The following is a 2455-nucleotide window of genomic DNA, read 5'->3' on the forward strand; positions in this document are numbered from 1 at the left end:
GGGCTGGGTGGGGCGTACCGGTGAGCCGCTGGTCGCCAAGGGCGACGGCCAGTACGTGTGCCCGCGTACCGGAGCCGAGTACCGCGAGGACGCGGGCCGGCTGACCGAGCTGACCCGCGCCGAGTAGGTGGGCCGCCGGCGGTACGCCGTCAGGCGGCGGTCGGGTAGAGGTTCTGGAGGCGGACCTGGCCGCGGGCGACCAGCCGGGCCTCGGCGTCGCTGATCTCGACCTGCCACAACTGTTGGCTGCGTCCCCGGTGCACCGGAGTCCCGACCGCGGTCAGCTCGCCGTCGCGGACCGCCCGCAGGAAGTCGGTCTGGTTGGACACCCCCACCACCTGACCGCGGTCGCCGAGCCAGAGGGCCCCGCCCACGCTGGCCGCCGTCTCCACCACCGAGCAGTAGACCCCACCGTGTAGGAGGCCGTACGGCTGGTGCAGCTCCGGGCGTACCCGCCAGCGGATCGTCACCCGGTCGCCGCTGACCTCGTCGAACTCCAGGCCGAGCAGGGCGGCGAAACCGCCCGACATCGTCGGCATCTCCACGGCAGCCTCCTCGATCTTGGCGCCGCCAGCCTAGTCCGGTGGTGGCGCGGGCTAACCCGGTAGGTCGGGACCCGCTGCATGGGGGAGAATCGGTGACCGTGACCGACAGCAACCTCCCGCCGACCGGGCGGGGCTCCCTGACCGACGACCTGCGGTGGCGCGGCCTGATCCAGGACTCCACCGGCCCTGACGAGCTGCGTACACTGCTCGACGGCGCTGGGGCTGCCTTCTATGTGGGCTTCGACCCGACCGCGCCGAGCCTGCACGTCGGCCACCTCATGCAGGTCGCCACGGCCCGCCGCCTCCAGCTCACCGGGCACCGCCCGCTGCTGCTGGTCGGCGGTGCGACGGGGCAGATCGGTGACCCGAAGGAGAGCGCGGAGCGCAGCCTCAACCCGCCGGAGGTCGTCGCCAGCTGGGTCCAGCGGATTCGCGACCAGCTCGCGCCGTTCGTGTCGTACACCGGCGACAACGCCGCCCAACTGGTCAACAACCTGGACTGGACCGGCGAGATGTCGGTGGTCGAGTTCCTCCGCGACGTAGGCAAGCACTTCCCGGTCAACAAGATGCTGGCCCGGGAGGTGGTCCGGGCCCGGCTGGAGAGCGGGATCAGCTTCACCGAGTTCAGCTACCAGCTGCTGCAGGCCAACGACTTCTTCGAGCTGCACCGGCGGTACGGCTGCCAGCTCCAGTTCGGCGGCTCCGACCAGTGGGGCAACATCACCGCAGGGGTCGACTACGTACGCCGGCGCGGCCACGGGCCGGTGCAGGCGTTCACCACGCCGCTGGTGACGAAGTCGGACGGCTCGAAGTTCGGCAAGACCGAGGGCGGCGCGATCTGGCTCGACCCCGAGATGACCAGCCCGTACGCCTTCTACCAGTTCTGGATCAACGTCGACGACCGGGACGTGGGCCGCTACCTGCGCTACTTCAGCTTCCGTTCCCGCGAGGAACTGGAGGTGTTGGAGAAGGAGACCGCGGAGCGTCCGGCCGCCCGGGCGGCCCAGCGTGCCCTCGCCGAGGAGCTGACCACCCTCGTGCACGGCGAGCGGGAGATGGCGCAGGTGGTCGCCGCCAGTCAGGCGCTGTTCGGTCGGGGCTCGCTGGAGGAACTGTCGCCGGCGACCCTGCGCGCGGCGCTGGCCGAGGCCGGCCTGGTCCACCTCGGCGAGCTGCCGGACGTGGCCACCCTGCTCAAGGAGTCCGGCCTGGTGCCGAGCATGAAGGAAGCCCGCCGGGTGATCGCGGAGGGCGGTGCCTACGTCAACAACAACCGGGTGACCGAGGCCGACGCGGTGATCGCGCCGGAGGCGCTGCTGCACGGCCGGTACCTCGTGCTGCGCCGGGGCAAGCGTTCGTTCGCCGGCGTGGAGCTGGACAGTAAGTCGTAATCGGCGGTGTGACGTGGAACGCGCCCGGCGGATTTGACGATCAATCCGCCGGGCGCGTAACTTTCTCTCTGCCAGCGCGGAACGGACGAAACAGGTCGAAAGATCTCAGGCCGGAAGCGCGGGTGGACCTCTCGGGTCTGGTGGGTACGCCCGCCGGCACCGGGACCGGGTGGTGCCCCGGATTCGCCGCGAGGCGGATTTGGCGAGGCGGAACCGACCGGGTAAGGTCAACGGCCGGCAGGGAACCAGGCGCGCTCGCGGGACACCGCAGCGGCTGGCCTGCCAAAACCACGACAGGAACGGCGAAAGCCGCGCCGAATCGCGGTGCCCGGAGAAATGGGTTGAAGCGCGGCAAAGCGGCAGCAGCCGGTTTGACACGGCAGAAACCACCGGGTAACGTAGTAAAAGTGCCCGGCGCGAGAGCGGCGGGTGTGTGGATGAGATGCCCCGGATGGGTGCCTGCGGTTTGTGGGTGTTCGGATGGTGTGTGGTTGTTCTTTGAGAACTCAACAGGGTGCT

2 protein-coding genes are annotated in these 2455 nt (G+C 70.1%); one reads left to right on the top strand and one right to left on the bottom strand.

Annotated features, from left to right (window positions below):
* Nucleotides 1-149: 149 nt before the first annotated feature.
* The gene (locus C1I95_RS33395) at nucleotides 150-539 is read right to left on the bottom strand and encodes a PaaI family thioesterase (RefSeq protein ID WP_199524031.1); all 390 of its coding nucleotides are present in this window, start codon (nucleotides 537-539) and stop codon (nucleotides 150-152) included.
* 104 nt (nucleotides 540-643) lie between these two features.
* Here C1I95_RS33395 and tyrS point away from each other — a divergent pair, with 104 nt between their 5' ends.
* Entirely contained in the window at nucleotides 644-1936 is a 1293-nt protein-coding gene (gene tyrS / locus C1I95_RS33400) for a tyrosine--tRNA ligase (protein WP_111220058.1), read from the top strand.
* The last annotated feature ends 519 nt before the right edge of the window (nucleotides 1937-2455 follow it).

Origin of the sequence: Micromonospora craterilacus, from assembly GCF_003236315.1 — a bacterium.
Taxonomy (GTDB): Bacteria; Actinomycetota; Actinomycetes; order Mycobacteriales; family Micromonosporaceae; genus Micromonospora; species Micromonospora craterilacus.